Origin of the sequence: Psychrobacter pasteurii (assembly GCF_900162815.1) — a bacterium.
GTDB lineage: Bacteria > Pseudomonadota > Gammaproteobacteria > Pseudomonadales > Moraxellaceae > Psychrobacter > Psychrobacter pasteurii.
Genome location: NZ_FUGD01000075.1, coordinates 21,942 through 41,586, shown reverse-complemented (window position 1 = coordinate 41,586; position 19,645 = coordinate 21,942). Strand labels below are relative to the sequence as shown.

Below are 19,645 nucleotides of genomic sequence, written 5' to 3'. Positions count from 1 at the left end.
CCGAGCTGATAGCTGCGGGGCGTATGGTTGATTGATTAAGAGGGGTTAAACGCTGTGATTTTGCTCAAAATTAAGAGTAATTTGCCAGTGGTTACCCTTTGTTTGGACTACAGGATATTCTGAGCAAGTATATTGCCGAGTCTCACCGTGAGGGTCGGTCCACAGAAAAGGCAGGTAGCCTTCATGCTCGTCGAGAAAATCAATAATCGGCTTGATGACTGTTCGGTAGTCTCCCTTTTTTGTGCCAGACCAATTCTTTGTTTTATTGTTTATACCTATCTTAAATTTTTGAGCGTAGCCATCACCAAACTGGTTTTTGCCAACACGGTGTGATGTTTGGGCGCTAGGACCCATGTCAACGGACCATGTGAATGTTTTAAGCATACAACAAACCTCCAGGCTTACTCTCTTGCACCAAGACCTGTTTAATCTTCTCGACAAGCCCCGCACCAAGCTGTTTGCCCAATTGCTGATTCGACTCAACTGTGCTCTGACCATTACTTTCGACTTTAACGCTCACATTGATATTAGTGTTGCCACTGTTGCGCTTGTAGGTGCCGTTGTGCATGGCTTCCAACTCAGGTCGATACTTACGAGTCACGCCAGCGTTTGCCACAAATTCTTCTCTGTGCACAAGTCCCGCGACTTCATTCACACGTCCAGATCCGGTAAAACCACCGCTGCGGTAGCCCGGCAAATCAAGAGTTAATGAGCTTGCTGCTGAGATAATTTTCCCGAATTCTGCAACAATCGTTGCGGCTCCAGCTAATTTGTCGGGTAAGCTTACGCCCTGTGCCATCATGTCACCCCAAGCCTCATACATATTCATGCCGGCACTCGCCATTACAAATGACTGCTGTGCTGCAAACATAAAGCGATATGCGCTTGATTGTTCGCTAAATAACGCTCGAGTCATACCGACCATAGACGTTAGTGTGTCGCTAGCATACATCTGATTCAGCTCGATCATTTTGTCGTAATGACGTTTTTTTGCTATCTCAGCAAGTCTGTCATACTCATCTTGCTGCATCTGCTCTAGCTCTCGAGCTTGTCGCAGTTTCTTAATTGAGTCGGCTAGCAATTTGTCATTCTGATCATAAGTCGTGCCTGGTGTTGCATAATCCAGCAACTCTGTACGAAGTTGTTCCGCGCTATTACGTACTTCTAGCTTTATTTCGCTAGCTAATTTTGCTTGTGTAAACTCTTCGTATGCATCTCTAGCAGCATTGACAGCACTGGCTAGGCTCTGCATTTCCTCTTCTGTTGCGTTCGCCAATTTTCCAGACGCTTTGAGATCGTACAGTAGCGCCTCGACAGGGCTGTCATTATCAAGCAATGCAGTTTGTCGATATAAATCATTTATCGTACCTTCCAAGTCCTTAGCTACAGAATCGATTGTCTGGTAGTGTAGTAATTGCAGCTTGTCAGCTTCTAAATATTTTAAACGCGTCTCAATTGCGTTGTAATCAGCGGTTAGTCCAGCATTTTTTAGAGACTGGTATTTTTTAAGCTCGTCTTGTATTTCATACTGGATTGTGAGGCGCTCACGCTCAAGGTCATTAGTAGCGCGCAACAATTCAATTTCTCTTTTAATCTCCTCGTCAGCATCTCTCATTTGATTATTGAATTGTTTTATATCTTTAGTTCTAGCGAGCGAGCGTAAAACTTGCTTCATTTGCTCATCAAACTTCGACATCTCGTTTGTTGCATCTGATAGATCGTAAGCCAGTTCGCTAAAAGTTGTCTGCGGGTCCAGCATGAAGATAGATTTTCTAAGCTCAGCTTCGGCGCTCAGGAAAGACCTATAAAGAGCTTGAGCTGCTTTTTCAGCATCCGTCAGACCTTTTTTGACATCTTTAAGACCTTTGTTCGCCTTGTCGGCCGCCTTCTTAGCAGATTCTCCAGCCTGTTCAGCAGCTACTCCAGTTTTATTTAACGCGTCTCTTGCAGCGTCTGCGTTTGTTTTAATGTCGTTTTGTCGAGCGATTGCGCTGTCAGTCAGGCTTCTCGCTGCAGTGATTTGAGTGTACGACTCTGTGTAGCCAACATAGTTGGTGTCCTCGAATGAGAACCTCCCAAAGCTCGCATTCCCTAGATGCGCTACCTCACTATAGCCACCGTCAAAACCAAAAAGGTTTTTAGCAGCGTTTGCACCTCTTATGAGCAGGTTCACGCCCGATATCAAAAAGTTGATCCGACTAATGCCTGCGTTAACAATCCCCTCAAACACACTTATAGCTAGGTTTCCCATGCTTTTAAAAGCGTTCTTCACACTAATGACAAACTGGTTTAGATTTGTCCAGCTCATGCGAGCAAAAGCCACTACTGCAGACAGGATGTCATCAAAGACACTAGCAGCTACTTGCAACATGCCAACAAACCCGCCTTCAGTGCCAGCAAATAGAGTCGCAAAATAACCACCAGATGTTTCGGTTGCAGTCTGAGAGTCTCCCATAAGGCTGTTTAAAAAGTTGGTAGTGCTATCCCACAGCCAGCCAATGCCGTTGACTCCCACTGAGACCATGTCAGTAAATAAGATGCCAACAACGCTTAACGCATCGCCTAGACTATCCATGGCGCCTTGTAGGCCATGTGTCTGCACGACAATAGCAGACAGCGTCGCAGCTACTATCATAAGAGGATGCTTGGTGATAATACTGCCAACAGACTTAAGCGCGTTACCCATACTCCTGGTTGCACTTGTCGCAAGCATGGTACTTGCTACAGCAACTTTTTTTGTTGCATTGCCCGCTGCTATCGCTCTATTGTGCATAGCAGCTGCCGCAGTTGATGCATTAAAGCCGCTAGCCAGCCCAGCCAATGAGCGAGTGTACGCCACGGTACTTGCGACAGCCTGCTTTGCTAATGCGATGTAATGCGTCTTAGTCATGCGCAGTAACATCATGTTTGTATGCAATTTATTAATTGCTGCTATTTGACTCTGAGTGCTCATAGCATTTGTGACCGCGGCTTTTGCTGACGCTACTTGTGCGCCCACCAGCCCCGCTATTGACTTTGTTAGGCCTGAGCTTGCCACTGTGTTTGCTAGCCACACGCCACTGACCGCTATACCTGCCTTGGCTAGTGTTGCAAAGTTATCAGCGGCGACTAATACCATTTGACCCAGGTTCTGACCTATGGTTGTGTTCTGGTTAACTATGTCATCTACAAAAATTGCATACTGATCTTTAAACACCCCCACTGCTTGAGTGAGAGTTACTGTCACTTTAGACATCTTTTCGTCTAGAACGTCAGTTGCTGATGATATAGCGTTGTAAATTACATCTGAAGTCAATGCCCCATCAGCGGCTAATTTACGCAAAGCTCCTCTGGTTGTGTCTAACTCTTTTGCAAGCAAATCAAGCAAAACTGGCGCCTGCTCAGCAACTGAGTTAAATTCATCACCTCTTAGAACGCCTGATGCTAGAGCCTGACCAAGCTGAGTTAATGCAGCGGCTTGAGCCTGTGCTTCGCCACCACCGACGCGCATTGCTTTAGATAAATTATTCGTAAAATCAATAGTCTCTTGCTGTGATTTACCGAGCTCTTTTAATGCTCTACGTGAATCAGCATACAGTTCAACTGTTGCTCCATAAGATGCTGCGTTTTCGCGCGAGATATCTCGCAACTGGTGCATGACTGCAACATATTCTTCAGTGCTTTCAGTGCTAATCCGAATCTTACTAGCAAGATCCTGCATTTGATCAGCCGTGCTTATGATAGATGATGCAAATGCAGCAACACCCACGCCAGCAATCGCGTTTTTCATATTAAGTAGCGAGTTAAGTGACGCATCAATTTTTTTGCCACTTGCAACTGCTGCATCGGAGACGCTTTTTAGCTCTGCTTTGGTCTCGTTTGTTGCTTGCTTAATATCGCGGCGGTAGTTAGCAGTATTAGCATGCAGTAAGATATCTAAGCGTGATAAGACTTTACCCAATGTTAATACTCCTTATTCCGGGCATAAAAAAAGCCCCATAAAGGGGCATATCTATATTTTTGTTTTTAAGATTTAATTGCCATAATTATTTCAGGCAGCTGCCAAACGAATAGCAGAATTGACGCAAAAATAATAAACCCTATAATCATTAAAAGCGTCGGTATCAAGCCATATTTCTTTAGACTCTCCATTATCGCCTCCATAAATATTGTGATATAATCTTTCATAGATTTACTCTTAAGTGCTGTTAGGAGTGAATACAAAAACCCCCACGTCCGGTCAGACTGGGGGTTTTGCTTTGGGTAATAAAAAAGCCCCAATCAAAACGATTGAGGCTTTTTGTTCAGTTAATATGAGTGTTTAGACTTTACCAACACTCCATTGGTGGGCGTTGCTAATAGTAGCATCAAACCCTATCTGTAATTGACTGTTTAATATGCCAGCTGTAAATACGCCGTTAATCATATGTCCACTAACCTCTTTAACCAGCAATGGATTTAAGGCTGATAGTGGGCCGCGCACCGCTTTAAACCAGCTATTGATATAAAACACATTGGTCACCAATGATTGGTATTGAGGCGCACCGCTTCGCTCAGCGTACTGGTGGATTTAAGCTTTAAAGCCACTTCGTACACATAAGCTACCGCTTCAGGCAGTTTATCGACAGGTATCTGATCGATACCTTCCACGCCATAATACTCACTCACCATCTTGTAAGCATCGCTAATCAGCATATTATTCACAGCCAGACGATCACATGCCTGCCTAAGTGGTGTGCGCTGCTCTGATGTTGTCCTTGCAGATTGTAATTGTTCATACATCCAATTGAAGGCGTTAATAAATTCAATCTTAAGCGCCATTGCCTTTTTGCCAGTAAAGCCCATCACCAATAACATAAAGCCATCCTTGGTGATTTCGAAAGCTCTTTCTGAGCGCATACCAAAGCCAACTTTTACACTCATCTCAATAGGACGAAAATTGGGCTCATTGAATTCTACGGGCGTTTCAGCGATTATTTGGTCAATTTTAGCTAAAACATGTTTATGCATTTTACCAAAAGTATCGGCCACTATTTTTGATGTAGTGGTAACTTGATTGTTATGGTTATGAACTAAGCTTTGATAGGTTGCAGATAATGTGGTCATAATGACCTCCTGTTTGTTTTTTTCGAGGTTGCCTTATAAATATATAGGGCGCCAAGAGGTTCGAAACCGTCAAACAGAACGGCGGGCAGTTTTTCCCACGCAAGTGGGTCTTATATGTGCTGCCACCCTCTCGACATAGATGGTTATCTGCATGTTTATCACAACAACACAGAGACAAATATGTAAGAGCCTGCCTATTGATTAGGCATAAAAAAACCACGTTGACGCATGTGGATTGCGCTGTTTGATTAGAGGTTTCGACGCCTCATTTGTGATTATCTACTAAAAAACCCACTTTAGCAAGTGGGTTTTTATATTGCATAGCCTTATGCATACTACCTGTCAGTAATGTTAAGCTCTATTTTATTTTCAGTAGTTACTAAACATCTCCCGCTTTGCGGAATATCCATACCCAAGCCATTTTTTGCTGTAAAAGGAATTACGATTTCAATATTTCCTGTCCGTGTCTTTCTAGCTGAGATAGATAATATTTCATCATCAAAAGAGCTTGGATATTGTAGTTGGGCTGTTATGGCTTTTCTGCAGGAGTGAATGTAGTTACTAGGCTGCCCAAGTTTTTCACTCTCTGCTAGCATCTCACTTTCTACATCAAAGTCATTTTGTGATACATAGAAACGCTCACCATTACTGCAATCAATAAAAAAAACTGCTTCTTTTTTGGGTTTGCTTTTAGTTGTAGAGATTTCAACAATCTCCACATTATCACACTTCGACTCTTTGCTGATTTTTTCAGCAGCTTTAGGCAACATTAGATTAATATCCGATATCCATTCCTCTCCCCATTGAGCATAAAGCTTAGGATATTCTTCTTTAGTATAAGGATAAATAACCTTACTTAAATCTTGCTCTTTAACTTTCTCAGCTTTCTCTTTTTCGATCTGTTCTTTTTTCTTTATCTCTTGTTCTTTTCCTACCACAACCTGCTTTGCGTCGATTGCTTTTTTAGCCTGGACTTCTTTTACTTGTGACTCTGTCCCCGCAGCAATGAGTATTCCACAGATGAATAAAACAAACCCTAAAAAAATATAAGCAATGGCATTAATGTTCTTTCCAACCATCCTATTAATTGAGGCCTGCACCTCTGGCAAAAAAATAGCAGCCGATATTATTAGCACAACAAATGCTTTAAAATTATTCACATTTGCTGCAAATATCATTGCTATAGCCATGAGGGCTACAAACGCTGCAATTAAGTAAAGTGTGATATTTATAATTTTGCGCAACATTCAGCCTCCAAATATTAAGATTAAAGACTTAATCATAGTACGAAAAATCACAAATAACCAGCTGTCTATAGCATTACATACTGTCAAACATAGCAATCATTTGTGCTGTCTGAACCTCCAACTCCTCTATTTTCTTAACTCTCTCAACTTCTGCGCGCTGCTCGTCAGTCATTGGGTTTGGGTCAACAGGTAAGAAGTCAAAAATGTTTTTATCATCGCTACCCCGTTTTTCATATAACAAATGCGCTGTCTGTAAATCTTGTCGGAACCCTCCAATCGGGTCAAATCTATCGTACGCCATCCACTCTGTCAGTTCTTGCGATGTCATCTCAGATGATAGCTGTGAGACTGTCATGCCAAGATGACCTGCAAGCTTGAATAAAAATCTACGACTAGGATGGCTTAGGAGTTTTTTTCTGCAGTATCTACTTGCTCAGGGGTGATGCCGTTGATTTCATTTGAGCGGTTAAACACTTTAATGACTGGACGGCTTGGCAATTGTTTAATTGCTTCGATGTCTTCAACATTAAACATCAGCTCGCCATCTGCGTTACAAACACTATGTACAAACACTGTGGCGCGTACAGCATTTTTATCAGTCTGACTTTGCATCTGTTTTTCAAGAGCTTCGCGCTCGCCCGCTGTAAGCTCTTTGATGTAAACCTCACCCCCCATTTCTGATAATTCGATTTTCTCAACCTTTAAAGCGCTATTGCTGGCAAATGCCAAAATGGCAGCTTTATCTAAAACACCTTTAGTTTCAATCTTTTTCATCTATCTTGTCCTTATGCTAAATTTTAGTGATTATTCGGTTAAAATTTTTGTGGGGTCGCTGGTGATAGTGATTGTCCCAGTCATGCGGACCTTCTTTTTATTATCATCAGTGTTTGGAGTTAATTTACTGACCATGCCTTTGAACTGACGGCTCAATCCCGTCGCTTTGACGAGTTTATACTGCCAGTTTAGCTCTGTATTATCTTCATACGCACTTTGTATTAGGAGATGCTGTTCGTCAGTCGGATCAAGCACAAATTCAAACTCAATTTCGCTGTCCTCGGTGAAATCAACAACTGCTTTGACTGTGCGCCTATCATCCGTTGACGTCACATCATCTAATGTTTTTTCGCTGGTCGGTGGCTCGCATTTTTGCAAATGCCTTACTTTTTTAAACTCTAACTCGGTGCTAGATACTAATAGCTGGTAAAAGCTATCTACTAAATTCTCTACTGCCATGGTGATTACTCCATTTCGTCTTCTGTTGTTGGGGCGGTTTGCCAGAACTCATAATCGATTGACTCGCGAAATAAATTACCCTCGCGAAGCGATTGTCTCGCGCTATAAATGCTTGGTTGTATATTGTCATTAATTTTTTGTACTACTCGATTTGCGAGTAGTACAGCCTGGTATTTATCGTTGTGATATACGTCTATTTGCATGCGGACCCACTCATGCCCGGTTACACCGTCCAGCGTTACTTCGGGCACTGTGCTTATATTCTGATAAACAACATAAGGGATAGTTTTGTCATCGTGCTCTGTTAGCATATCGGGGTAAATGCGGCCTGCTGTAGGCTTCAATGCATATCTTGTCTTGTCCGCATAATGCGTTTTATCCGCCAAGCGCAAATCGTTCGCAAAGAGTAAATGCAGAGCTTCATATATTTGTATGCCCGCTATCATTGATTACTCCAGATGCTTGTCTATATTTTGCGCTAGCTTTTTAGCAAAGCGGTTCACCATATTGTCTACGTTGTGATCAAAAGCAGGGCGTAAAAATGGCGCTGATCTCATTTTTGATGTGCCATGTTCAATAAAGTGCCAATACCTAGGATATTCTTTTTGTTTTGTGCCCTTCCCAACATAAACACCCATCACCGCGCCTTGGGCGAACTCTCCTGTATGCTCAGATTTCGGCAGTCTGCGTTTGCGGATAGCCGACTCAAGTAGCCCAGGCTTAACCTCAACCTTACGACCGCCGGCGGTTGTCATTATGTGCGGTTCAGGTGCTACACTCGCTCGCGCTTTAGCCTCTTTAACAACTGGAGTTAAAGCAACGTTTAAAGCGCTATATAGAGACTTGCCAGCCAGCTCGTTATCTAGCAGTGCAAGCTTGGCGTCAAGTTCGTCGAGCCCTTTAATATCAACTGAACCCCAGTCACTAGCCATTGGTCACCTCTTTTAACATTAAAGTCATGTATTCAAGGCCACTGTTGGCATCTGGCAGAGGGTCGCCATCAATCTCATACATGCGGCCTCTATGGCCAACTCGCATTTTGCTATCCACATCATGCCGGTACCGTAAGGTACAACGTACTTTAGCCTCACTACTGGCCGCTTGAGCTGCCAACATATCTTTTACAGATAGTGGCTCAAACGCGGCGGAGAGTGTCAGTACATGCTCCCATATTAATGCTCCGCCCCCACCCATAGGCGATGATTTTGTTTTACTCTTATAAAGCTTAATGCGGTGTCTTAACTTGCCAGCATTCATTCAAACCCCCATGCGTCTATAGGGTTGCAGTAAGTGACGTACACCAAGTGGCACTTCCGTCATTGCTGACTCAGATACTGCTTCACGATTGGCGCACCAATGAGCAACGAGTAAAAGCATGGCTTGATCAATACTCGCGTTGTCTACCAAGCCATCGGGGTCATTGCTTGGCACCGCATCAGGATAAATCGTGCGGTCTAAGTGGGCCTGCACATGATTGCGAGCCGCTGCAATATAGCCGTTGAGCAAGTCATCTTCGTAATCATTATCTTGCTCGATGCGGCATTGGAATTTAACTTGCTCAAGTGTGATCATGGCTAACCTTCATTTTTTGATTTAATCAAATCTTCCACCAAGTCTTTTAACTCGTTGACTTTAGCGCTCGATTTAAAATCAACTTCATTGTCGGTTAGGAATTTTTTAAGCTCTGGACCCGTCATATCATTGACAGTGACCACGCTTTCATCATCATTAATGGCAATTACGGTTTGCCATTTTTCAGTATTAGAGTCAGCAGCTCCTGCGTCAGCCGTATCTAAGGCATCAACTTCCTCTGCATAGCCTTTAGTGACTAGATCGCGACCCTCGCTCTTTGTTGTTTCTGTAGTGCGACCCTTCATAATCGTCTTGTTTCCGACCATAATGTCGGTATTTACTCGTACAAACATATTGTTATCTCCATAAAAAAGACAGCTACGGTTAATAGCTGCCTTTTATGATTAGTGGAATGCTGTGAGTGTGGGTTAGGCTCCTGCGTTTAAACCTGCAACCGCTGTAGCAAATTCACCTTTAACGAACGCTTCAGGACGCTTAAGAGCTAATGCCAAACGTTCTTCGCAGCGGATAGAGATCATGTTCTTCTCAAAGTCATCTACGTTTTCAGTAGAGATCACCACGTTGGCTTCTTCACGGTCAAAAATTTGAGCGCCACTTGCAAACGCGCCTGTTAAGAACTTGCCTTTGAAGTTTGGCTCATCAGTATCGACAACTGGTAGGCCCCATAGAGTTTTTTCTAAGAAGCCCATTGGATTGGCGATGATATAGTTGCCAAGGCTGTTTTTGGTCAGCTCAATCTTCGCCCACTCCAAGAAGTCCATGACGGTACCAGTGGCAGGCATACGTGCAAGACGACACTGCAGCATTGCTAAACGCACAACATCAATATTGGTTGATGTACCTTCAGGCTTAATAAGGGCGTTAAAATCTTCAGCTTGTGGCATGATGCCATGCAAGTTTGCACCAGAACCATTGCCAAACAAGATTTCCTCTTCTTCTTTCTGCTTTAAACCAAAGCGCATTTCAGCATCGATAGTAGACATCAGCTGTTTGAAGTCATCTAATACTTGCTTAGACGCTTTGAACATATGAGCGATTGTGGCCACTGGTGTAATCTTGGTATCAAAAGTCATTGTAGAGTACGGCTTTTGCGTGTTTTCAGGGACCGCAGCTGCATTGTTAGTAAAGCCGCCCTCTTGCACCCAAAAAATAGCATTACTGTCTGTTTGACCTGGTGCGATTAAGTCGCGGATAAACAAACGCTGCTTAGGCTTCTGATCAATACCAGGGAGGCGTGTTGGTGCGATAATACCATCTGGAATATCAGGCGACGTAATTGCATTGCCAACAGGGATTCGGATTTTCTGACCAGCCTGGATGCCCTCTACAAACTGTGGCAAACCCTCGTGATTGGCTACAATCTGGCCAGCGGTTTGGTAAGTTTTGTTACCAGCATCGCCCTTATGGCGCGCGAATAATTGCTCAGCTTCGCCAATACGCACTTCAAGATCATTTTTAGCGACCTCCAAAGCGTTGGTGGTTGCCATTAGCTTATCTAACTCATTTTTTGTTTGAGCAGATAACTCTTCAGACTTCTCAGCTTTTTTGAGCGCATTCTCTGCTTTTGGCAATAACTCTTCATTAGCTTTTTTCAATTGCTTGTTTACAGCATCAAGCGTATTTTTAATTTCAAGGTCAGACATAATGTCTATCTCCATAAATGCAAAAACCCACCAAATGGCGGGTCTCTAATGTTTAATTTGGTTGAGGGATTAAGCGTTTAACTGCTCAAATTTAGCGGCTACAGCACGCAAATCATTGATCAGATCCTGCGGTATTTCGGTAGCGTCATGCATACCTGGCTGGGCAGCGTCTTGCGTACCCTGTTTAATTTCTGCAATTAGTTCGCGGCGCTCACTACGTGGAATGCCTTGCATCGCCATCAATTTGTCAATCTTGCGCACCGCGTTCGATGTATTTTTAGTGTCTTCGTCTTTTGTAATAATATCGGAGTCAAGAAAGCCGTCAGCCATGCCGGTTTCTACAGCAGTCTTGCCGCTAATCCATGTTTCTGTGTCCATCTGGGTGGCCAACTCGCCAGCATCAATACCGCTACGAACATGGTAAACATCAGCGATAGTGCCGTCGATTTGCTCTAAGAAGTCAGCCACATCCCGTAAATCATTGCGATCACCCGCTGCAATCGTCCAGCTATTATGAATCATAAGAAAGCCAGCTCTAGCAATTTGTAGTTCATCGGCAGCCATGGCAATAAATGATGCGGCACTTGCAGCAATGCCCAAAATGCGTACAGTTACTTTGCCTTTATGCTCACGCAAGAGGTTATAGATGGCCAAACCTTCGAATACATCACCGCCCGGGCTATTAATATTTACAATTACATCGTTGTCACGGCCAATATATTTTAGCGCTGCATTTATTCGCTTCGCTGTGGTGCCACTATCAGTCCACCAATCGTAGCCAATAGCATCTAAGATATTAATGACATTGTCATCTTCACTCACATCAGCTGCTTTAATAGCACCATCCCACATTTCACGCGCTTTGGGCGTCACATCGCTGTGCAGCTGTGGGCGTTCTTTAGCTTCAGGTGCTTTAGGTAGTTTGCTGCGTCGGTTCATCGTTTATAGCTCCGTAATTTTTGCCAACATGCTCAAGATTGATTAGCGCAGACTGCACCGTATAGACATCGCCGCCAGGCACTGGTGGTAGGTTTTCAAGTCGCCTTACTTCGTTACGATTCATCCAGCCATTATTAAGAGCGCTATTGTAATATTCCGCCCGGCCCTTGCTGTCAGCCCTTAGCAATCCCTCAACAGAAAACTCGATTGTAATATCGTCGCTTTCTCTCGGGTCCAATAGACTGGCTGTAAGCTCTTGCTCAATATTGACTAATAAAGGGCGTAAGGTATTGGTTAAAAAGTGCAGCATTTGAGCTTCAGTTGATGAAGCCCAGCTTGATGCTTTGTCCATGTGGCCAATCATAAAGGGTGGTACACGCCACAACCGGCACAATTCCTCAACGTTATAGCTGCGAGTTTGTAGTAACTGAGCAGCTTCTGGATTCATTGTGATGTTCTGGTACTTCATGCCAGCTTCTAACACCATAATGCGTCCAGCATTTTCACTCATCGCATATTTAGTAACGTTGTCACCAATCTGACCTCTTTGTTTATCATTTAACTGCACGTCAGTTGTCAGAAACCCTGATGGCTGCATACCTTTTTTGAAGAACTTGCCAGCACTTTGGTCAGCTGCAGTTGCACTCCCAACTGTCTCACGGCCTTGATATATTGTTGCCAAACCATTGATACCATCTATCCCAAAGCCACGAATATGCATAATTCGGTTCTCTGGGATAACCCGCTCTTTACCATTTTTAACTTCTTTATATTCAAGGCTGCCGTATTTTAATCGCTTCACTGTGATGCACTGTGGCAATAGTGGCTCTAATGATACTAGGCGCTTGCCAATATAAATCTTTTCGACATATGCATTACCCCACAGGCAAATGCTAGCCACAATCATCAAGCGAAAGCGGCTAGGCGTAAACTCGGCATTGGGTTTCTTGCAAAGTAGCTTGTATAAGTGGTGCGACTTAGCCAAGGTGCGGCTACCATCGTCATTGTTTTGATAGACTCTAAGCGGTAGCGTTGAAACCGTTTCACTAATCAATCGCACACAAGCCCACACTGTAGATAATTGCAATGCACTATCTACAGTGACGTTTTTGCCGCTTGATGTTTGAGTGCCGTTGCCCAACAAGGACAACACTTGATTGGCGTCCAACTGCGTTATCTCAGCCGGAACGCCCATAAACTCTAAAATGGCCGCTCTGATAGGGCCTACCTGTTTTTTTATCATATCCCTACCATAATTGGGTTGCTTGCAAAATCATCTAAGCCATTGCTTTGGTCATGCACTATCGCACGCGCCAGTGCCATAATTAGTGCCACTGGCCCATCAATCTTACTTTCGGCTCGCTCTTTGTTCGGATAGATGTTGTCTTTTTTATCCAGTGTCGCCACCACGTTGGACATCATCCAAGTCATAACAGGATCGTCACCATGAGCCAGGCGCTGTGACAGCACAAGCGCTTCAGTCTCTTTCATGGGCTCGGACATGTTTTGGACTGTGTGACGTATCTCTACCATCACTGCGCCCTCGTTTTCCATGTTCTGAGCCAATTGAGCCGCTTGCCATGGGTCGTAGGCTACTTCTTGTACATTGTGAGTACCCAGATCATCTTTTAAATCATCTTCAATAGCGCTAAAGTCGATAACCTCGCCAGCCGTTACAGTCAATAAACCAAGGTGATCATATTCTTGGTAACGCTCGCTATTAACCTCGCCCTCCTCCATTAACCTGGCTTCGGGTATGTAGAACTTGCAGTGCACATGATAGTTAGGGTCATCAAGCGTTGGCGGAAATACCATTACTTTTGCGACAATATCAATCTTGGTTGCTAAATCAAGACCGATATAGCACGGTCTGCCTTGTAGCTCCTCAAGTGATTTACGCTCTGGCGCCATTTGCCACTTGGACATATTCATCCAAGCAGATTTGGCGCCCACAAACTCGTTGACGTGCTTGGTTCTGAACGTGTTTTGCTTATGGGCTGACTGCATTGCATCGCGGCATCTTGCTCTTAAAAACTCACCGCTTACTGATATGTCGTAATTCGGGTTTGCTTTACGCAGTGCTAGCTCACTAGACCACTCATCTTCCTCATCTTTTGTGTAGATCATGGCCCACATGTCGGGCATGTCTAACGCACCATCGAGCATCTTTTGTGCGTCACGTACCAACGTGTAGCAAGGACCACCAATATTCGCGCCTGCGGTGGTAATAACTACCATCATTGGCTGGTCACGGGCACCCATACCGGTTTCCATCGTGTCGTACAGGTCCGAATCTTTATGCTCGTGGTATTCATCAACCAAAGCACATGATGGACTCGAACCATCGCCAGGCTTACCAATAACCGGCTCAAAGCGACTGCCATCGGACGGCACGTTCATGTTTGATGCATTTGACTCAATACCAAAGCGTGCTTTTAATGCCGGCGTACGGTCAACCATCTGCTTGGCCGGCCTAAAAACCTCCCAAGCCTGCTTCTCTGTTGTGGCGCCTGAGTAGACTTCAGCTCCGAACTCGTTATCGGCCACGAACATATACAAGCCAATACCTGCAGCAATCACCGATTTACCATTTTTACGAGGCACAAAAACAAGTAAGCGCCGGAACCGGCGCGTTTTTGTCTTCTTAATTATCCAGCCAAATGGTATGCAAATACTAAATAGCTGCCATGGTTCAAGCGTTATTGGCAGGCGCTCTCTAGCCCACTTGCCCTTCGTATGTGGTAGCAACTGGATAAACTTAGCTACTCGCTCAGCTCTCTCAGGGTCAAACCTGTATGGAAAGTCTTTACTTCTGCTTAGTTTTTTTTCGTCTAAATGACGTTTACATGCAAGCTTAATCCATTTGCATGCAATGATTTTTCCCGCAACCACGTCGCGAGCGTACTTTTCAGCTTTTGCGACATTAGGATATTTACGGGACATTTCATCGTTAACTCTATCTAGTTATTTGTTATTTAAAAGTCATCAAAGGGGTTTCCTTTGTCTTCGCTCTTTTTGGGTCCAACCAATCTTTGACGAGAACTTGGATCGAGTCCAAGCAATGCGCCGAACTCACGCATTTGTTTTTTGGCCTCGTTAATTACAGTGACAGCTGGGTTCTTAATTGTGGATCTTTCCGTTTCTATGACAACACCAAATTGCTTAACGTGATCTTCCGCATCTCGCCACATTGAGTATGCTGTGCAAAAAGCTTCAACATTATGCAGGTCCGGTACGGTTAGGACTTTGGCGGCTAACAATTCAGGCATTACTGTTTGCCACATTTCTACTGCTAAGTCTGGCAGCCATTCTGGCGGCTCGACATCTGTTATCTCAGTGAAGTCCGGCTCAGCATCATTGAGCTTACGCTTGCCCGGATTACCTGCCAGCTTCTTTAGGGCCGTTGGCTTGGGCTTACGTCCTCTCATAAATAAATCCTATTTTTCGGGGCAACCTAAACTTTTAATTTCGCGGTCGTAAAAATCTGTGTGGGGGGGTCGGTCATCTCGGCGGTGGTCCTGAACAATTAACCCACCCTCCCCCTGACTCAGTCATATTCATAGCAGCGCACTACCTCTAAATGTCTTTTTTTGACGCTACTAGGCCTACTTGTATCTTCATGTATTCTTTCTATAAGCACACTGTCTGGCTCTCTAAGCTGTACAACTTGCTTGGGCTTCAATTTATCAACCCACCATCTTCTTTGCTCTACCGTAGAGCCTGTTAAAACTATCGTACAAGGTTCGCCGCTGGCTGCTAACTCCAGCATAATTTGATTTCGCTTATTAATGCCTAGCAACCTTTCTTCTTCGGTCTTAATGTATTTAGGTTTGCCTGTCATCTTCTGAACAATCAAATCTAGGTCTACAATAAATGCATTGGGTGTATTCTTGACTGCCCATGTTGTTTTACCCGATGCAGGCGGTCCGAAAACGATGACCGATTGAGGGATAGGCTTCAAGTGCTCAGGCATAAAGTAACCGATCTTGTTTTCAGTCGCCGTTTTGTGTCTGTGACATGCCTTACACAATGACTGAAGATTCTCTGGTGTATCTGTACCACCTTGTGACTTAGGCACTATGTGGTCAACGTCAGTGGCTGGCACAAGCCTACCTGCTTCTCGACAAGATACGCAAAGATAATCATCACGCTGAAGTATCTGCGTGCGAAGCTTGCGCCATACGTGCCCGTAACCACGCTGTGTTGTGTTCCCGCGTCTTTGTTGATGTCTAGCCCAATTACTGCGTCTATCTTTGTGCTCATCACAATAACCTTTGTCTTTGCGTGTTGTTAGATTAGGACAGCGTGGTGCCCTGCATGGTGTAGCCAACACAAACTCCAGGTATAAAAAAGCCCACGCTGTTTGGGCGTGGGTAAGGTAAATATAAGTGCGACTCTTATCGTTGGCTACGGGCTTATGGGTCACTTAACGCCGCCACTATTACCAGTGGTAATCCTTTCGGAACTTATATATTTTTGGTGCCATCATCAATGAGGGTACCATGGTTATTCAGATGCTCAGATATGAGCATCTTAGAATCTATAAGGGTTATAAAGGGTACTCAGTCAGATGGTACTCTTAAATTACAGGCACAAAAAAAGCGACTGATAATTAAATCAATCGCTTTTAATAACGCCTTACTTACACGTAAGACCACTTTATATAAATACTACCTTATCCGTCAGAGAGGGTCAAGCATTCTCTATTTTACGCCCTCTTGTTTTTTAGTTCTTCAACCAATTTATTCGCCAAATCTGGTATGTCATTAGCAAACTTAATTGACTGCTTATAGTCAAATTCATCAAAATCAGAATCTAAATAATAGTCCGCTTTATGTCGTTTAGAAATGAAGTTTTGTATTTTTAAGTATAACTGCTGCGCATTCTTGCTTCCTGTGGTCATATATACGTCTTCAAAAGCCAAAACAACTCTTTTATGATGTCCCGTATTACCAAACCTACCTTCATTGCTAAGGTCATAACTGAAGTGGTTATTTAAAACTTCTAATAGATGATGGTAAGTAGCGTAATACTTTCTGTTTACACAAGCTCTCTGAGTGCCCTCGCTATCTATAGAGTTTAAATCAGGGAATAAGCTATCAATAGTTTTATGTAGATCAGATATACTCACCCCCATTCGACAAACTCCTTATAACTAGAGGCCTCAGACTCTAAATCCTCTTTTTCTTCTCCTGGTCTAAAGTTATACACCACTTTTTTCAACTCATCAAATGGGCACTCTAAGCTTAAAATAGAATCAAAATATTGCTCATTCAAATCAATACAATCGTCAACAGTCACATTAAATAATGTTTCATCTATGATTAGTATTTTACCGACTTCGTTGACCTGCATGCTTAGTTTTAACTTGCTATCTCCTAGGTATTTATTGTTTTTAACAACTGTGGCCATCTCCATTATAGATCGGTATGTGGCGATTGTGACACCTACTTTTTCTAGCACCTCATGAGCCTTAACTATATCTTCTAAATAAATATTGCCTATATTTAATAGAACTTGTGCTTTTTCATCTACTGGCTTAAAAAGATTCATAGCTTTTTTCAACCTAGTTTGATTTAACGTAACGGATGTATTAACTAACATCTGATGAAACGCATACCAATCATAATTATCTTTCTGAAGTATTGATAAGCATAGTTTCTCTGCTTCATCGAACCTACCGGCTGAAGAGTACATCGTAGCCAAGTTGCCTAACACAGAATCATCAAGCTTACTTGCATTTGCAACCTTCTTCACCGCATCATTAAGATTACCCTGAGCGCGGCTAACCCAACCCTCAATCATATAACTATCGACTGGATTGGATTTGCGCAATGCTTCTGCATCTCTAAGCCAGAGCTTTAGTCTAAAATTATTTGGACTAAGCAAACCCAAATAAGAGTTCATAAAGCTCTGCACTTCAATGCTTTTAGTTTGAGGTTGTATGCTCATAGTGTCTATTTTTAACTAGATATAGGTTCAACTATACTATCATGGCTGTGCTATGTAGTAAATGCAACCTTATAGTCCTAATCTATGCCTATACTCTTGGACAGCATGTTCCACGTCTAGTGCCAGCCTTTGGGTATCATCAAGCATATAGTCTTGGTACTTCTTCCACACTTGCCGATAAGTGTTAGCTGGCACATTGATCCCACTGAACAGTAGCTGCCCCTCAAGCGAGTACAAATCCCACAGATTATACAACTCGAAATGCAATGTCATGCGAGACATGAGATAAGCCAATTCCTCACGGCTGTGACTGCAACCCTTTGGTGCTTGCCTATCGTCTGCATCACAGCGCTTTAGCATCTCGTTAGTCAAATAACGTACAACTTCGTCAAAGTCATCTGACCAATTCCAATGCTCGTTACTCCCCCACAGCAATAAGCTTGCCAGCGCTTTGGTTGGACCATGTTTTATTAGAGCGATAGCCGCACTCCTATCCTCCCAATTAACTTGCGGCACCTCACCGCCTTGGCCAATATCAAACTTAACAGTCTTAGCATGCATGCCATGCTGAAGCCAATCACCGCAGGCCAACTGCAACCGAGGGCTGGTACCAAATCTATTTAGCAACACCTTGTTCAAGCGATTCCCCTTTGTCTTTAAGATTTAAATACGTCTGGATTGTCTCAATGGCTTCATCTACGCCTTTGGCTACCACCGCTAGATACCCCTCGTCATTGAGCATCTGTATGCGCTCTTTTTGCATCTTTGTGAGGTAGCTTCTTTTGTCTCGTTTAAGCTCAACTCTGAGCCCGTGATAACCACCCTTAGCAATATCAAGTATTAAGTCTGGATAACCCGCCTTAACCCCCATGCGTTTGAATTTAGCAGCCTCTAAAGAATGACGGCTGCCCCCATTGGGGGAATGATGCAGATAATCAAACAAGGGACGTGATTTGTATGTTTGCCGTCTTGACCAATTGAGCACTACTTGTTGCACTTGGTCTTCTGTTAACCCCCTAGCTTTACGCATCTTTCACCTCTCGAATAACTTGATCATAGGCTTGGCGCGTTAACTCTTCGCTGCTTAAATCCGTGTAAGTGACTTTCACCTTATTGGCTCCTAGCCATTCGGACTTCTTGACTACCTTGCCGGTACCGATGTGTTTTTTCATATTATTCCTCTGATTTAATTTGATAGATATAGCCACTTGGCCGGCGAGGTATGCAGCTAATAAGCCCCTCTTGCACCATCCGTTTAACATGGCGTTCAATCGTTCGTCGGTTTAACTTAGTTAGAGACTCAATCCCTGCGGTTGTTATTCCATTTGAACCACGTACGGCCGCAAAAATAGTGTAGAAATTATCAAGCGGTGATTTGGTGCTACGATTTAAATTAAGACTCTTCCCCACAGACCACTTCCTTGTTTTTTTTCTTGAGCCCAAATCTAGCCCTCATCTTTTCCCAGTCCTGGGCAACTGGGCTGTCGTTGTCTAAGCGGGCAGGTTTTGGCGCTTCAATACGATGGGTTTTGGGTATCTCAAAATTAGCCCCATTCTTGTGTTCGATAAGCACCCGCTCATAGACCGTGGCAAAGTATTTGATAAATCCGTTACCAGCACCCGCTAATTTGCCCCACCCGATGCGATTTGCAGTTTCTAGTACAGTTGGGTGCCTCCAGTCTCTTTCGACGTCTCCGCGCATTCCTGAGCATCTACAGGCTGTCTCAAATGCGATTTGTGTGTCTAGGTATTCACTTTGCTTGCCAGCTCTCGCTAACTCTAAAAAATCAGCTGGGGCTGTTGGTGGCCACGAAAGACTTAACGACTTACGCTTAGCTTGGTTGAACTCGTCTTGTGTCATGCCTAGGTCGGTTAATGCGATATACCAAACGGTCAGTGTGTCAACACCCCAGTCCTCATCTTTGATTTTTGATCTAAACAACTTTTTCCACC

General features: G+C 43.7%; 27 protein-coding genes. All 27 read right to left on the bottom strand.

Annotated features, from left to right (window positions below; genetic code table 11):
* Positions 1 to 45: 45 nt before the first annotated feature.
* Positions 46 to 384, bottom strand: a complete 339-nt coding sequence (locus tag A1232T_RS06120; protein ID WP_077448586.1) for a phage tail protein — start codon at positions 382 to 384, stop codon at positions 46 to 48.
* Positions 377 to 3,940: a tape measure protein gene (locus A1232T_RS06115; protein WP_077448585.1), complete on the bottom strand. Its 3,564-nt coding sequence runs from the start codon at positions 3,938 to 3,940 to the stop codon at positions 377 to 379. Before A1232T_RS06115 ends, A1232T_RS06120 begins: the two co-directional genes overlap by 8 nt.
* 360 nt (positions 3,941 to 4,300) lie before the next feature.
* Positions 4,301 to 4,492, bottom strand: coding sequence for a hypothetical protein (locus tag A1232T_RS06110; RefSeq protein ID WP_077448584.1), 192 nt, complete (start codon positions 4,490 to 4,492; stop codon positions 4,301 to 4,303).
* 5 nt (positions 4,493 to 4,497) lie between these two features.
* Positions 4,498 to 5,085, bottom strand: a complete 588-nt coding sequence (locus A1232T_RS06105; protein ID WP_077448583.1) for a Rha family transcriptional regulator — start codon at positions 5,083 to 5,085, stop codon at positions 4,498 to 4,500.
* A gap of 335 nt (positions 5,086 to 5,420) precedes the next feature.
* On the bottom strand, positions 5,421 to 6,332 hold the full coding sequence (locus A1232T_RS06100; protein ID WP_077448582.1) for a hypothetical protein: 912 nt from the start codon (positions 6,330 to 6,332) through the stop codon (positions 5,421 to 5,423).
* A gap of 73 nt (positions 6,333 to 6,405) precedes the next feature.
* The gene (locus A1232T_RS06095; RefSeq protein ID WP_077448581.1) at positions 6,406 to 6,687 is read right to left on the bottom strand and encodes a phage tail assembly protein T; all 282 of its coding nucleotides are present in this window, start codon (positions 6,685 to 6,687) and stop codon (positions 6,406 to 6,408) included.
* Positions 6,688 to 6,734: 47 nt separating this feature from the next.
* Positions 6,735 to 7,106, bottom strand: a complete 372-nt coding sequence (locus A1232T_RS06090; RefSeq protein ID WP_077448580.1) for a phage tail assembly chaperone family protein, TAC — start codon at positions 7,104 to 7,106, stop codon at positions 6,735 to 6,737.
* Between the two features lie 30 nt (positions 7,107 to 7,136).
* Complete coding sequence (locus A1232T_RS06085; protein ID WP_077448579.1) at positions 7,137 to 7,565, bottom strand: hypothetical protein; 429 nt, start codon at positions 7,563 to 7,565, stop codon at positions 7,137 to 7,139.
* A 5-nt stretch (positions 7,566 to 7,570) separates the two neighbouring features.
* Positions 7,571 to 8,011 carry a tail completion protein gp17 gene (gp17, locus tag A1232T_RS06080; protein ID WP_077448578.1) on the bottom strand — a complete coding sequence of 147 codons (441 nt, stop codon included), beginning with the start codon at positions 8,009 to 8,011 and terminating at the stop codon, positions 7,571 to 7,573.
* Positions 8,012 to 8,014: 3 nt separating this feature from the next.
* The gene (locus A1232T_RS06075) at positions 8,015 to 8,497 is read right to left on the bottom strand and encodes an HK97-gp10 family putative phage morphogenesis protein (RefSeq protein ID WP_077448577.1); all 483 of its coding nucleotides are present in this window, start codon (positions 8,495 to 8,497) and stop codon (positions 8,015 to 8,017) included.
* A complete protein-coding gene (locus A1232T_RS06070) occupies positions 8,490 to 8,822 on the bottom strand; it encodes a phage head closure protein (RefSeq protein ID WP_077448576.1) in 333 nt (110 codons plus the stop codon). The genes A1232T_RS06075 and A1232T_RS06070 overlap by 8 nt, the downstream gene beginning before the upstream one ends.
* On the bottom strand, positions 8,823 to 9,137 hold the full coding sequence (locus A1232T_RS06065; RefSeq protein ID WP_077448575.1) for a head-tail connector protein: 315 nt from the start codon (positions 9,135 to 9,137) through the stop codon (positions 8,823 to 8,825).
* A 2-nt stretch (positions 9,138 to 9,139) separates the two neighbouring features.
* Entirely contained in the window at positions 9,140 to 9,490 is a 351-nt protein-coding gene (locus tag A1232T_RS06060; protein WP_077448574.1) for a hypothetical protein, read from the bottom strand.
* A 75-nt stretch (positions 9,491 to 9,565) separates the two neighbouring features.
* Positions 9,566 to 10,801, bottom strand: a complete 1,236-nt coding sequence (locus tag A1232T_RS06055; RefSeq protein WP_077448573.1) for a phage major capsid protein — start codon at positions 10,799 to 10,801, stop codon at positions 9,566 to 9,568.
* Between the two features lie 69 nt (positions 10,802 to 10,870).
* Positions 10,871 to 11,740 carry a head maturation protease, ClpP-related gene (locus A1232T_RS13700; protein WP_095532731.1) on the bottom strand — a complete coding sequence of 290 codons (870 nt, stop codon included), beginning with the start codon at positions 11,738 to 11,740 and terminating at the stop codon, positions 10,871 to 10,873.
* Positions 11,715 to 12,983, bottom strand: a complete 1,269-nt coding sequence (locus tag A1232T_RS13695; protein ID WP_095532730.1) for a phage portal protein — start codon at positions 12,981 to 12,983, stop codon at positions 11,715 to 11,717. Before A1232T_RS13695 ends, A1232T_RS13700 begins: the two co-directional genes overlap by 26 nt.
* The gene (locus tag A1232T_RS06045) at positions 12,980 to 14,683 is read right to left on the bottom strand and encodes a terminase large subunit (RefSeq protein WP_077448572.1); all 1,704 of its coding nucleotides are present in this window, start codon (positions 14,681 to 14,683) and stop codon (positions 12,980 to 12,982) included. Before A1232T_RS06045 ends, A1232T_RS13695 begins: the two co-directional genes overlap by 4 nt.
* Positions 14,684 to 14,715: 32 nt before the next feature.
* Complete coding sequence (locus A1232T_RS06040) at positions 14,716 to 15,168, bottom strand: phage terminase small subunit P27 family (protein ID WP_077448571.1); 453 nt, start codon at positions 15,166 to 15,168, stop codon at positions 14,716 to 14,718.
* Positions 15,169 to 15,287: 119 nt separating this feature from the next.
* On the bottom strand, positions 15,288 to 15,845 hold the full coding sequence (locus tag A1232T_RS14375) for an HNH endonuclease (protein WP_244152400.1): 558 nt from the start codon (positions 15,843 to 15,845) through the stop codon (positions 15,288 to 15,290).
* On the bottom strand, positions 15,818 to 16,003 hold the full coding sequence (locus A1232T_RS14370; RefSeq protein WP_244152399.1) for a hypothetical protein: 186 nt from the start codon (positions 16,001 to 16,003) through the stop codon (positions 15,818 to 15,820). The genes A1232T_RS14375 and A1232T_RS14370 overlap by 28 nt, the downstream gene beginning before the upstream one ends.
* Before the next feature lie 445 nt (positions 16,004 to 16,448).
* Positions 16,449 to 16,877: a hypothetical protein gene (locus A1232T_RS06030; RefSeq protein ID WP_077448569.1), complete on the bottom strand. Its 429-nt coding sequence runs from the start codon at positions 16,875 to 16,877 to the stop codon at positions 16,449 to 16,451.
* Complete coding sequence (locus A1232T_RS06025) at positions 16,868 to 17,692, bottom strand: tetratricopeptide repeat protein (protein WP_077448568.1); 825 nt, start codon at positions 17,690 to 17,692, stop codon at positions 16,868 to 16,870. The genes A1232T_RS06030 and A1232T_RS06025 overlap by 10 nt, the downstream gene beginning before the upstream one ends.
* Positions 17,693 to 17,761: 69 nt before the next feature.
* A complete protein-coding gene (locus A1232T_RS06020) occupies positions 17,762 to 18,331 on the bottom strand; it encodes a hypothetical protein (protein ID WP_077448567.1) in 570 nt (189 codons plus the stop codon).
* Positions 18,309 to 18,722 carry a VRR-NUC domain-containing protein gene (locus tag A1232T_RS06015; RefSeq protein WP_077448566.1) on the bottom strand — a complete coding sequence of 138 codons (414 nt, stop codon included), beginning with the start codon at positions 18,720 to 18,722 and terminating at the stop codon, positions 18,309 to 18,311. Before A1232T_RS06015 ends, A1232T_RS06020 begins: the two co-directional genes overlap by 23 nt.
* Positions 18,715 to 18,864 (bottom strand): hypothetical protein, encoded by a 150-nt coding sequence (locus A1232T_RS14095; RefSeq protein WP_167367043.1) that lies wholly within the window; start codon positions 18,862 to 18,864, stop codon positions 18,715 to 18,717. Before A1232T_RS14095 ends, A1232T_RS06015 begins: the two co-directional genes overlap by 8 nt.
* Before the next feature lies 1 nt (position 18,865).
* A complete protein-coding gene (locus A1232T_RS13830; protein WP_143513960.1) occupies positions 18,866 to 19,102 on the bottom strand; it encodes a hypothetical protein in 237 nt (78 codons plus the stop codon).
* The gene (locus tag A1232T_RS06005; RefSeq protein WP_244152398.1) at positions 19,086 to 19,634 is read right to left on the bottom strand and encodes a hypothetical protein; all 549 of its coding nucleotides are present in this window, start codon (positions 19,632 to 19,634) and stop codon (positions 19,086 to 19,088) included. The genes A1232T_RS13830 and A1232T_RS06005 overlap by 17 nt, the downstream gene beginning before the upstream one ends.
* Positions 19,635 to 19,645 lie beyond the last annotated feature (11 nt).